General features: G+C 33.2%; 11 protein-coding genes, 1 rRNA gene and 1 pseudogene. 10 read left to right on the forward strand and 3 right to left on the reverse strand.

What is annotated here, in order from left to right; genetic code table 11:
• Positions 1-246: 246 nt before the first annotated feature.
• On the reverse strand, positions 247-771 hold the full coding sequence (locus J2Y67_RS25695; RefSeq protein WP_310178731.1) for a tubby C-terminal domain-like protein: 525 nt from the start codon (positions 769-771) through the stop codon (positions 247-249).
• 393 nt (positions 772-1,164) lie between these two features.
• Here J2Y67_RS25695 and J2Y67_RS25700 point away from each other — a divergent pair, with 393 nt between their 5' ends.
• Genes J2Y67_RS25700 through J2Y67_RS25710 form a run of 3 tightly spaced genes read left to right on the forward strand, consistent with a single transcriptional unit; the run spans position 1,165 to position 2,453 of the window.
• The gene (locus J2Y67_RS25700; RefSeq protein ID WP_310178712.1) at positions 1,165-1,491 is read left to right on the forward strand and encodes a PadR family transcriptional regulator; all 327 of its coding nucleotides are present in this window, start codon (positions 1,165-1,167) and stop codon (positions 1,489-1,491) included.
• Positions 1,488-2,132 (forward strand): permease prefix domain 1-containing protein, encoded by a 645-nt coding sequence (locus J2Y67_RS25705; protein ID WP_310178714.1) that lies wholly within the window; start codon positions 1,488-1,490, stop codon positions 2,130-2,132. Before J2Y67_RS25700 ends, J2Y67_RS25705 begins: the two co-directional genes overlap by 4 nt.
• Positions 2,133-2,156: 24 nt before the next feature.
• The gene (locus J2Y67_RS25710) at positions 2,157-2,453 is read left to right on the forward strand and encodes a hypothetical protein (RefSeq protein WP_310178715.1); all 297 of its coding nucleotides are present in this window, start codon (positions 2,157-2,159) and stop codon (positions 2,451-2,453) included.
• A 253-nt stretch (positions 2,454-2,706) separates the two neighbouring features.
• On the opposite strand, the pseudogene J2Y67_RS28200 reads toward J2Y67_RS25710, so the two are convergent.
• Positions 2,707-2,871 (reverse strand): annotated as a pseudogene (locus J2Y67_RS28200) (site-specific integrase); the annotation flags it as partial.
• A 273-nt stretch (positions 2,872-3,144) separates the two neighbouring features.
• Here J2Y67_RS28200 and J2Y67_RS25715 point away from each other — a divergent pair.
• The 6 genes from J2Y67_RS25715 (at position 3,145) to J2Y67_RS25740 (ending at position 10,301) form a co-directional block, all read left to right on the forward strand.
• Complete coding sequence (locus J2Y67_RS25715; RefSeq protein ID WP_310178733.1) at positions 3,145-3,579, forward strand: VOC family protein; 435 nt, start codon at positions 3,145-3,147, stop codon at positions 3,577-3,579.
• Between the two features lie 282 nt (positions 3,580-3,861).
• A complete protein-coding gene (locus J2Y67_RS25720) occupies positions 3,862-4,647 on the forward strand; it encodes a YhfC family intramembrane metalloprotease (RefSeq protein ID WP_310178718.1) in 786 nt (261 codons plus the stop codon).
• A gap of 14 nt (positions 4,648-4,661) precedes the next feature.
• Positions 4,662-5,204, forward strand: coding sequence for a helix-turn-helix domain-containing protein (locus J2Y67_RS25725; RefSeq protein WP_310178721.1), 543 nt, complete (start codon positions 4,662-4,664; stop codon positions 5,202-5,204).
• A 25-nt stretch (positions 5,205-5,229) separates the two neighbouring features.
• Positions 5,230-5,940: a YhfC family glutamic-type intramembrane protease gene (locus tag J2Y67_RS25730; RefSeq protein ID WP_310178724.1), complete on the forward strand. Its 711-nt coding sequence runs from the start codon at positions 5,230-5,232 to the stop codon at positions 5,938-5,940.
• A gap of 1,036 nt (positions 5,941-6,976) precedes the next feature.
• Positions 6,977-8,665: a MutS-related protein gene (locus J2Y67_RS25735; RefSeq protein WP_310178726.1), complete on the forward strand. Its 1,689-nt coding sequence runs from the start codon at positions 6,977-6,979 to the stop codon at positions 8,663-8,665.
• Positions 8,666-9,944: 1,279 nt separating this feature from the next.
• Positions 9,945-10,301 (forward strand): hypothetical protein, encoded by a 357-nt coding sequence (locus J2Y67_RS25740; RefSeq protein ID WP_310178728.1) that lies wholly within the window; start codon positions 9,945-9,947, stop codon positions 10,299-10,301.
• A 195-nt stretch (positions 10,302-10,496) separates the two neighbouring features.
• On the opposite strand, the gene J2Y67_RS28145 is transcribed toward J2Y67_RS25740, so the two are convergent.
• Complete coding sequence (locus tag J2Y67_RS28145; protein WP_396954143.1) at positions 10,497-10,580, reverse strand: putative holin-like toxin; 84 nt, start codon at positions 10,578-10,580, stop codon at positions 10,497-10,499.
• Between the two features lie 596 nt (positions 10,581-11,176).
• Here J2Y67_RS28145 and J2Y67_RS25745 point away from each other — a divergent pair.
• Positions 11,177-11,257 (forward strand): 16S ribosomal RNA (locus J2Y67_RS25745); the annotation flags it as partial.

Below are 11,257 nucleotides of genomic sequence, written 5' to 3' on the forward strand. Positions count from 1 at the left end.
GTTTTTTGTATAATAAATAAAAGTAATAGAATTATTCGAATAGCTTTTTGCTGAAATTAAGTAATCAGTATCTTTGCTTTAAGGGAATAAGATGTGTCCAAAGACTCCTTTTTTGTATATTTATCCTAAAAAAATAATAAATTAGTCAATGAGGTGTAATGAGAGGTCCTTCATTAAGTTACTAAACTTATTTGCTATTATTTTTAGATACCTTTTCGACCAAATAACTCAACATAAAATAATTATTTAGTCTCCAACATAAAAAATACATTGAAAAAGACAAATAAAAAATTCTGGACTTTGGATAGGACAGTCTTCTTCAATTTCTAAATAAGTCTTAAACCATTCTGTAGTTTTCATTTTCCATATTGCCACTTCTTTACCTTTATAATAGAACCTTACCCAATCCATTACTTCTTTTTTCATTTTAAATTCATTTGATTGACTTGTAATGAGGAATTCAGGTGCAATTTTTTGCCAAGTTTTATAGGTTATTTGAAACACCTCATTGGTTTTACAGTTGAAAACTTGATAATATGGATGCCCAACCCACTTAGTTGTCTTTTTACACTTATATACAAGTTCTCCATCAATGGAGTAAACGTCAATTTGGGCATACCAATCAAAACTTCTCAAATAAGTTACCATTCTTACTATAAAATTTTTGTAAGTTCTTTTAAATTTACATACCACATTACCATGTTCATCAACCACATCAATTAATTTAGTTGAATCCTTAATTTTTGGGGGAGAATAGGTATATTTCCGCAGTAATGCATTACCAACCTTTTCTACATCAGTTCCTAATATTGTGTTTCCTCCTCCAGATAAAATAAACCATTACCACAATACCACATTTTAGAATAATATGTATTATTTACCTTATTAACAACTACCAGTTAATTAAAGATAACGACTATTGCTAGATGTTCGTTTCCGTATAAGTGCAATTATATGAAAAAATACTATTTATTTGAGTACGGTGTTTGTCAAATGTTCATTATGCCCGATTTAGTGAGTGAATCATTCTTTATGTGATAAACAAAGTGAACAGCAATGAATTTAATGCATTTAATGGTAAAATTGGATTTTATTTTAAATGTTACATTGTTATACGATGTAGATTGTTATACAATGTTAATGTAAAAAATTGGAGGGAATATTATGGACAGGGAGCTGCTGAAGGGCAGTATTGAAATCTTATTGCTTTCATTATTAGCGGAAGCGGATTGCTATGGTTATGAAATGACAAGAAAATTACGGATATTAAGCCATGATGCCTACCATATGAATGAAGGAACACTGTATCCCGCATTAAAGAGGCTGGAGAACAAGGAATGTGTGACGTCGTATTGGAGTCAGGAATCGGATGGCGGCCGTAGAAAGTATTACTCTATTACCAAAACTGGGCGTACTGTTTTGGCAGAGAAGCTGCAGAACTGGAAACAAATCAATACGTTGATAGAAAATACAGTGGAGGGATTAACTTGAAGGAGATCGAACAGTATGTAAAGGAAGTCACCTTGGATTTGCCCGACGATGAACAGAAGGAATTAAGGGAAGAAATTTTTATACACCTTCAGGACCATGTTAAAGAACTTTTAATTAAAGGATATTCTGAAGAAAAGGCGGTCCGTCTGGCTATTGAATCTTTTGGTAATCAAGGTAAATTGAATCGGGAGTTAAAGAGGGCTGTTTTCCCATTTTATAAACCAATTCGGTTCGTGTGGTGCGTTATTTTTGTTACCGGGTTTTTATGCCTTGTTTCCTATTCTGCTATGGAATACTATCATCCAGAATTTGATAATAGTTTGCCGCTTTACAGTGTGTTGATGGGGATGCTCATAGTAACCCTCATCGCCGGGACTGCCGAGGTTTTGTATGAAGTCCTTGCCAGTCAAATTAAGTCGAAATGGCTGTTAAATCCTTGGCTGTTCTTTTTGGTGCCATCATTGTTATTTGGCGGAATCCAGACGCCGTTGCTGTTTAAGCATCCGGAACAGTATCAGGACAGCTTGTGGCTGGACTTGTATGCCGTTCCAATTGGTGCTTTTGCGTACATCATCTCAAGGCAGCTGTTTACTTTGCTCTTTGTGCGTAATAAAAATAATTTTAAGAGGACAATTAATTAAAGTTATAAGATGGGGGGTTTTTAATTGGCTGATATTACAATTAAAAAAGTAAATTTATTGATTCTATTGTTTTTATTAGTTATCAATCTTATATTCTCAGCTTTCCTTATTGAAGAATTAATCGATGCCTCTGATCCGAATTACGGAGTAACTGGTTTCTTTACACCTATAATTGGTTTGATTTCTTTTATATACATTAGAAAATTAGCAGGAAAAAAGAAAATTCTTTTGTTAAGAGTTTTACAACTATTTAACTGGATTTTTATTATTTTCCCTATAGCTGTTTTCGTTTATGGGATCCTTATTATGGTTAATTATTAACTTTAGAGTATAATGAAGAAATTGATAAATACCCAGAAGAAGAAATAAAAATTATTTCTAAAAAACAGTAAATTCCCGTTAAAGATGTTACAACGGCGATTTTCAAAAACCTTGATATACCGCACTTTTCGTACGCGACGTTAAAGAAATTACACACTCTCAGCCTACGGGCGGCATGATGTGATAGCTGCTCACCCCCTTGGTATATAAGGATTTTAAGAGATTTGCTAACAAATTGCTAACATTGAGGATATTAATCGAGGCTTCTCATAAGTTCACTGAACTTTTGGGAAGTTTCTTTTTTTAATTCTTGCGTTACGTGGAGATACACATTTATCGTAATTTGATCATTGGTGAGACCAAGCCTGTACATGATTTGTTCAAGTGAGACACCAGCCTCTGCAAGAAGAGACGTATGTTTGTTATAAAAATTTGATTGGTTTTCAATAAGATAAGTCTTCCGCAATCGGGCGCTTTTCTTTCATAAGATTGGATCTTTCTATAATCGTGCGTTATCGTCAAAAAGAATGTACGTATAACGAAAAAAATTATTAGTTTCAATTATGTTTTTGTTGACGAACGTACGTTCTATGTTATAAAGTATGATTATGGTAATAATAGTTGGTGGTTACTACCACTTGGAAATTACTTAAGCATTGTAAAAAAATTAGAACTAAGGAGCTGTTGAATGATGTCAATTAGTTTGAACCCTTATTTAATTTTTGACGGTAATGCGAGAGAAGCGGTCCATTTTTACGAGAAAGCGCTTGGCGGGAAAGTGATGGGTATCATGACGTTCGGAGATATGCCGGCGGACCCGAATCATTCATTGACGGATGACATGAAGGTTCGCGTTATGCATGCACACTTGAAAGTCGGAGATGCAGATCTCATGTTCAGCGATACTTACGAAGGCATGCCTTATCAGCCAGGCAATACGATTGAGATGGCCATCCATCCTAAAGAAGAGGCTAGAGCTAGAGAAATCTTCGCCGCTTTGGAAGACGGAGGACAAGTCATTATGCCCCTTCAGAAGACGGATTGGAGCCCCTTGTATGGGCAAGTAAAGGACAAGTTCGGCGTTATTTTCCAAGTGAACGTCCCAGCAGAGCAACCGCAGTATTAGCAAAAAGACTTCCACTCTACGAACAAACAAAGCCTTCTGATCGCGAATGGACAGGAGGCTTACTCAGTTGCAAATATCATACGAGGTCAGACTTCTTCAATTAAAGGGCGCGTTTCTCTAACAAGGAATGCGTCTATTTTTTATTTAAGGGAAATTTTCAAAAAGTAAAGCACGGAATTATAAAATTAAGTATTGCATTTTACTTATAATTATTTTATATTATTACCATAATCGATAATGATAATAATATAAAATATAGTAACAAAGTTAAGGGGGATTAAAATGGTTTCAAATATTGCTATAAGTGGCATGGTGTTTCAGGGGATTCTTTCATTCATGTTGCCTTTAGTTGTTTTTATTTACCTTCGAAAAAAACATCACATTTCATTAAAGCCAGTTCTTATAGGAGCAATCATATTTTTTGTTTTTACTCAAATTTTAGAGAAACTAATTCATGTCTACGTTCTTCAGGTGAATCCAACAACGATGGACTGGTTTGAAAATCCATGGTTATATGCCACTTATGGTGCACTTATGGCCGGAATTTTTGAAGAGATTGGTCGAATAATCGGCTTTAAATTTTTTCTTAAGCTAAATCGAGATTATAAAGATGGTCTTGCTTATGGTTTAGGGCATGGCGGGATTGAAGCAATTTTTGTCGGTATGTTTGCCTCTGTACAATTTATTTTAATCTCAGTGCTTATCAACTCAGGCAACTTTGATACACAAATAGCGGCATCACTGCCAGGTGGGATGGCTGATCAACTTAAAAGCCAACTAACTGATACTTCATGGCACATGTACTATTTAGGAGGGATTGAAAGAATTGGTGCATTTATTATACAGATTGCTTTATCATTACTTGTGCTTCAAGGTATAAGAAAAAAGAAAAATATCATCTTCCTACTAGCTATTTTATTACATGCAATCATTGATTTTTCAGCAGCCCTTGTTCAAAAGCAAGTCATATCTATTTGGGTTGTAGAACTGTTACTTGTTATTACTGTAGTTGCAGCAATTGTGTTTATAAGTAAAATTAGAGAGAAAATGGTACTAACACATCATTAGAAGGAGTGACCGACATGGCAAGTGCTAAAGCAGATATCATATTACATCCCATTCGAATGCGTATTATACAATGTTTAATTAATGACCAAAGATTAACAACACAACAGATTCAAGAACTATTAACAGATGTACCCCAAGCAACTTTATATCGGCATCTTCGAAAACTAGAGAATGCACATGTTATTGAAGTAGTTGAGGAACATAAAATTCGTGGAACAGTTGAGAAAGTATATGGTATGAAAGAGGAAGGCGCTAATATTACTATCAACGATTTGAAAAAGATGACACCAGAACAACATATGGAGTTATTTATTAAATTCATATCTTCTTTATTGGGTGATTTCCAAAGATATATTAATCAAGATTATTATGATTTAGTAGAAGATGGGATATCATTTCGACAACTCCATCTTCAACTGAGTGATTCAGAGTTCAATGAGATGCTTGGGAAAGTAAGAAATGTTTATAGCGAGTATTTACAAAATGAGCCGTCCCAAGATAGACGAAGAAGGATTATTTCAACCATTACAATGCCTGATGCAGGAAAGTCAAAATAAAATTGTTTATAAAGGGAGTAACGAAATGACTTTAAGAAACTCTCATGACGTAGAAATGTCCACAAATGAAATGTATAAAAGAGCAGTTTCAAAAGGAAAATATGTCTTACCTTTTTATATCTTTGTACCAGTTCTATTTGTTGTTTTATTTAATGCTTTTGGTCAAACAATGAATTGGAAAGCTTTTGGATTAGGTGCATTGGGCTGGTTTGTCGCACTGGTTTTAAGAGGTCCAATAGGTGCAATAGCAATTAAAAAAACAACGAAGGAAAAAGCAAATAATATTGTAGTTAGTGCCTCCGGTCCATTAGAAGAAGGTGTACGTTTTGTCCTATTAGCTCTAACAGCAAGTTCTCTACCTTGGTCACTATCAATAGGGCAAGGCTGGGCTGCTATTGAAGTATTGTTTACTATCATCAATGGGATTGTATTAATTACATTGGCAAACCGGACAGATGAAGAAGCTATGCAAGCAAAAGAAATGCTTAAAATGCAAGGGAATTTAACCTCAAGCCCTGTCTGGGGAATTATAGAGCGGCTTTTTGCCAGTTCTTATCATATTGGAGCAACTCTCATTCTAGCTGCTGCACCTTGGGCTGTTATTCTATTAATTCCATTTCATAGTTTTTTTAATATATACTCAGTCAAGTTATCAAAAAAATCTGTTGCCATAACGGAAGCCCTTGTTGGTGCTGTAGGAATTATCATCTTAACCATTGGATTATTGATCATTTAAGCGGATATTTTATGGATTAGAAATTAATATAAAGGAATTGCGTTAGCAAAATGCTAACATTTTGCTAACGCAATGAAGTAAAAATCGTCAATTCTCTTTAAAGATGTTAGACTTCAGAATCAACAAAACTTCGATATACCGTACTTTTTTTACACGACGTTAAAGATATTACACACTCTCAGCTTACGGGCGGCATGATGTAATAACGCCCCTCAACCCTTGATATAACTGGGTTTTTGAGTAAGATGAGAGTGAAATGCTAGCAAGAGGGTTTTAACGGAGGCTTCTCAAAAGTTGAGCAAACTTTTGGGAAGCTTCTTTTTTCATTTCTTGCGTTACGTGGAGATACACATTTTTTGTAATTTGATCATCAGTGTAAACAAGCCTGTCCATGATTTGTTCGTGTGAGACACCAGTTTCTGCAAGAGGCGAGGTGTGTGTATGATGCAATGAATGTCGCGTTAATTCCTTTTTGAGTCTTGGCAATGGGCAAGTAACCTTCCCATCCTGTTTTGAACATTCTTAATACGAGGGGATAGCCATGTTAGTGCTCTGTTTTAGCAAAGATGAGGGCTTTATTATAGTAAGTCCCCCTTTTATCCGTTCAATCACCTAATTTTTTAACTTCGTTATGCTTTTTCAAAGTATTAAACGCCTCTTCATCCGCCATTATTATTATTCGTGATTTTCTTATTTTTGGTGGAAGTAGTAATAATAAGTATTTTTAAATTCTTTTCTTGTTTGTTAAATCTTTTACATTTTTATTTGTTTTCTCTATTAGATATCTCAAAACGGATATATATTATCCTTTGTAAGAAAAAAGCGGCCATTTTCCTAAAAAATAGTAAGGATTAAAATAAGGGTTTTTATTACTATATACACAAAATATGTAAGTTAGATAGTATAATAGAATCAATTAGAGTGGTTAAGCATTCTAATTACTAAATCTAATAAGGAGGTGTTGAGCACGGCGGTTGTATTAAATAAGGAAACTAATCTACTATGAACATTTTGTTCTAGAAAAAGGGGCACAAAAATGTTATATATAATCGGAATAGTCGCATTTATTTTGCTAGTTTTTTACATAGATTATTTGAAAAAAAGAAGAATTAAAAGAATTGTTGAAGCTGAGTGGCGAGAGAAAAGGATACTTTCACTAAAGGAAGATATAGAGTCCGTTGAGTCATGCTGGAAATTTAATAGTAAAGAATCAAACTATATTGGTGTTGATTCGATTACTTGGCGTGATTTGTCAATGGATGATGTATATCATAAGATTAACTATACCCAAACATCCATTGGCTCTGAATACTTATATGATCAATTACACAAGATTAATCTTACAAATCAAGATCACAATGAATCTTTTTATGAACTGATGCAAAAGAATAAGGAATTACGTACTCGTTTAATATTTGAACTTAAAAGACTAGGCAAACGTAATTATTCAAATTCTTCATCATATTTTCAAGAAAACTATACAAATATTAAAAACATTTGGTTCTATATTTCATGTGGTATCTTACCGGTTGTAAGCATTTTCCTAACCATTTTTTTTATGAAAATTGGAATTGCTATATTTATCACATCGATCATTCTAAATATTATTATTTATTATAAAAGTAGCACAAGAGTTGATATTAATATATATGAAATTTCTTATATAGCGAGAATTATTTGGACTGGAAAACGACTTGCAAAAATTAAAGATGATGAGTTTCAACCGTATGCAAAAGAAATTTGTGACTCAGTCCAACCGATTCGTAAAATATTACTTTTAGAAAGAATTCTTTCACTTGGAAAAGGCACAGGTGATTTTGAGGGACTATTTGAATATATACGTATCATTTTTTTACTTGATTATATTTCATATTACTTTATGATTCGCATGATACATAAACATAAAGATAAATACGAAAAACTTTGGAAAATAATTGGTGAAATTGATGTAGGCATTGCTGTTGCATTTTATCGTCACTCTATCGTTGACTATTGCACACCAACTTTTATTGATAGGGAAGAAATAAATTTTAAAGAAATGTTTCATCCATTAATTAAGGATCCTGTGAAAAACTCTTCACATCTCCTTAAATTGACACTGATTACCGGTTCAAATGCCTCTGGTAAATCTACTTATATGAAAGCTGTAGCAATTAACGCGATTTTAGCCCAAACGATTAACACGGTACTTGCAAGTGGTTGGAGTATGAAGCCTAGCGTTGTACTTTCATCAATGGCAATTCAGGATAATGTCATTGAAGGAGATAGTTACTTTAGAGCTGAAATTAAATCTTTAAAACGAATTATTCAAACAATCGAGTCTGGAATTCCATGTTTGTCGTTTATTGATGAAATTCTTCGTGGAACAAATACCGTAGAACGTATTGCTGCATCAGCTTCAATTATGGTGTGGCTTACAAAACATCATGGTATGACAATGATTGCTTCACACGATATTGAATTAACAACTATGATAGGTGGATTTAATAACTATCATTTTCATGAAACAGTTTATGAAAATAATATATATTTCGACTATAAAATTCATCCAGGCCCTTCCACAACAAAAAATGCAATTAAGTTGCTTGAGCAAATGGATTACCCGTTTTCTGTCACAGAATTAGCTTATTCATTAGCTAATAGGTTTGAAGAAAAAAGTGAATGGAATTATCAACCAAAAACTAATAATGATAGTATTCAAGAGTGTTTGGTGGATGGATCATAGAAAGATTAACAAAATATAAGAAGAAGGAGGATGCAGATCTCAATATTAATTATTTCTCCTGAACAACTACCTATTCAGGAATTAATAAATCCGCTTAAGACGTAGGAATTGATGTGAGGGATAGTAATACCTATGATTTTCAAGAAGAAAACCATTATGAATTAGTAATTAATTTCTGTACTAAAGAAGAAGGCTTAGCATTTAATCAAATCGCTCTAAAAGAAAATATTAACTTTCATTTTCATTAGTTTGTAAGGTTGTAGCCATTGAGATTGTTAAATGGGTAACAAGAAAGAAGAATCCATAGCGAGGGAATGTGTATTCTTCTCACTGAGAGTTCTTTTTAATTCTCCTAAGAAATTATAGTGTTTTATGAGTATTGGCTGCATTTCTTCTAAGGTATGCATTAGTTTACTGTCAATGTGTGAAATTGAATCAACAATTGTTATACGGTAGATTGTTTTTTAGAGCTTTCTCTTTACTAAACTTTGAACTTAAATTGCAAGGACAGAATTGCTAACATTTTGCTAACGCAATCCAGTGAAAAACGGTAAATTCCCGTTAAAGATGTTACACCTCATATTCAGCAAAACCTTGATATATCGCGCTTTTTTCACACAACATTAAAGATATTACACACTCTCACCCTACGGGCGGCATGATGTAATCCCCCAGAATACCCGAAATAACAACATTAGAAGGCTTCTTCCCAAAGTTCGGGAGAAGCCTCTTTTACTTGAGTCTATCAGAATTTTTAATTAAGCGATAAATAATTTTTGTGGAGAATTAAGGAAAAATAGTGATGGAGAAATATTCATGGCTAAAAATTCTTATTTATATCCATCTTCAGTATGGTTAATAAAAAGTTTGAAAAGATCAAAAGCACGATCAGACAAACAGTGCGATTTATGTAAAATTGCTGTTTTTCAAAATGAAGACTATCCAGGTGAATATTTGAAGATTAATAACAAAACAATCTTATGTGTAAGGTGTGCGTTTAGGTTAGTTAGTCATCCTGATTTTAAATATTATCATACGTTCACGTATGATCAAATCATGCTTTAGACTTTAACCTTATATTATTTAATAAAAAGCTAAAGGATATATATAAATATAATTGGGATTATAAAAAGTTAATTTATTTGGATCGGCAAAAGGAAGGTAAAATTTTGACTGATGCCGATTTTGACAATAATATTTAAGCAGTTACAAAAAATAATCCGGCATGATATTAAGGTATTGAAAAAAGAAACTGAAAAAAAGAACAGGAATGAGCAAAATGAAAGCACCCATTCCAGAAGCTGAAGAGAATCTTATAGTTGATTACATTTACACAACCTATCTCATTCAAATTCTTGAAAACGACCATCAAACAGCTTTAACATTGAAATTTAAAATTCCTGAAGCATATCAGCATTTAATTGAGTCCAAATTAAAGGAATTACGAAGGCAATTAGTTGATTTAAAAGCAAAAATGAAGGAATTAAGAATAAAAGTAGGAGATCCTGTTCGAGTTAATGAGGAGTTTATTGAGTACTCTTATTATCCGCACGGCTATGAAGGAAAGATGCGTTTTTGGGATGCTGCAATGGTATACGAAGGCACTAGAAGGTTAAGACAATTGTTTAATGTCTAATTATATTGAATTAATTTTGATTGGATATGCTATAATGAGATATATATAGTAATACAGTGCTATTACAAAGTAAATTAGACACTTTAACCAACAAAAAAACCAAAGTGTTGCAGCACTCTGGTTTAGGCGAAAATGAGTTGGTCCTGTCTTCAGTTTTATTAAGGGATAACCGTCTTCATTTGCAGATGAGGAGGGTTATTTTTTTTGGCTTACTGAAATTATCGTTGCAGTCAAAGTACAGAACGAAACAACTAGTGTTAAGGCTTCGTAAACGCTCATTTTATCACCCCACTTTACAATGGAGTAACCAACTCATTTCGCTTTTACATTCAGTTTAGACACAATTGCAAAGCTTGTAAACCACCCCTAAATATAGAAAAAAATGAACGAAATGGTTATTCCTAGTCTCTGTCTGCCTTAAAACGGCAAGTTGTAGTCAAAAAAATTTTTTTAGCTGAATTTATTGGTGGACTATCTCCTTAAATTTAAATCGGAAAACGATGTGCAGTTGATTGGGGAGAATTGAAAAAATTTCTGTTGCAAGTGAACACCGACGGTGTTACAATAACAAAGCTGCTCTTTAAAAGAGTGGATAAGCAAATAATTAGAAAAAACTTTCTCTTGTTTTATCATGCAAAATGTGATAATATATAAGAGTTGCTTTTAAAAAAGAGCGCGGAAGTCAATCGTAATTGGAAAAAAATAATGATTGATAGAATATAAGAAATATGATAAAATAATATTCCTGTCGCTTTTTATGAGTGATGTTGTTCTTTGAAAACTAAACAAACAAAAACGTCAACAAACAATAATAATCATGTTTCTTCTATTATATAGAGAACATGAGCCAACGTAACAAATGAGCTACATCAACTTTCTTGGAGAGTTTGATCCTGGCTCAGGACGAACGCTGGCGGCGTGCCTAATACATGCAAGTCGAGCGAATCTTTGGGAGC

The sequence above is a fragment of the Neobacillus niacini genome, from assembly GCF_031456445.1.
GTDB classification, from domain to species: Bacteria; Bacillota; Bacilli; order Bacillales; family Cytobacillaceae; genus Neobacillus; species Neobacillus niacini_I.